General features: G+C 66.8%; 1 protein-coding gene and 1 pseudogene. One reads left to right on the plus strand and one right to left on the minus strand.

From position 1 onward, the window contains the following. Positions 1-589: dihydrofolate reductase family protein (locus DBR22_RS15815; protein WP_108599806.1), on the minus strand; the 589-nt coding region annotated here is incomplete at its 3' end. A 124-nt stretch (positions 590-713) separates the two neighbouring features. On the opposite strand from DBR22_RS15815, the pseudogene DBR22_RS24640 reads away from it, so the two are divergent. Continuing rightward, positions 714-811: pseudogene (locus tag DBR22_RS24640) on the plus strand (RidA family protein); the annotation flags it as partial.

The following is an 811-nucleotide window of genomic DNA, read 5'->3' on the forward strand; positions in this document are numbered from 1 at the left end:
ATTCGAGGAGCTGGAGCCGGCCGTCGAACGTCCTGCTGTCCACCATCTTGAGCGCAACGTCCGGATAGCCGTCGTAGATCCGTTCCCGCCCGGTACGGCCGGTGATGACAGGGAAGACTACCAACCGGAACCGGTCAACCAGGCCGGCGGTCAGTAGCGAACGGCAGAGGCCAAGGCTGCCGAGGGTGCTCAAGGGCGCGGTGGCGGTCCGTTTCAACTCCGCCACGGCCGCAACGGCGTCCCCGCTGACCAGCCTCGAGTTGGGCCAGGTCAGCGGCCCTTGCAGGGTGGACGAGAAGACAACCTTGGGCACAGCGGCCAGGCCGGTCAGGCTGGCACCTTCCTCCTCCGAAAATCCCGCCCCTCCGGCCGCAGCCTCCTCTGACATGCCGGACATCAGCCGGTACGTGTTCGCCCCGAGAAGGAAGGTGTAGCCCTTCTCCCCCTCCTGCTCCAGCCATGCCAGGTATTCGGGTCCCTCCAGCCCCCACCAGCCAGGCCACCCCTCGGCTGAGGCGTACCCGTCAAGGGAGATGATCAGATCGATCATCAGGTCCGCCGGTCCCCGTTCCGCCGTTGCGTCGCCCATGACAGTCTCCTCGCCGTTGACAGACGTCAGTGTGCGGGCAATGTTATCGCCGGTCCACGCGTGAGCGCCACAGGAAAAACAGACGCAGGTCGCCACGGACGCCGCGTGGTGGGACCGTACAGGCATGGCACCCATCCAGCGCATCCGCCCCGCGGGGCTCGTCTCCAGCCCCGCTTTCAGTCACGTCGCCATCGTGCCGCCCGGCGCGACCACCATCTACGT

It is taken from the genome of Arthrobacter sp. HMWF013 (assembly GCF_003061105.1).
In the GTDB taxonomy this organism is placed as follows: Bacteria; Actinomycetota; Actinomycetes; order Actinomycetales; family Micrococcaceae; genus Arthrobacter.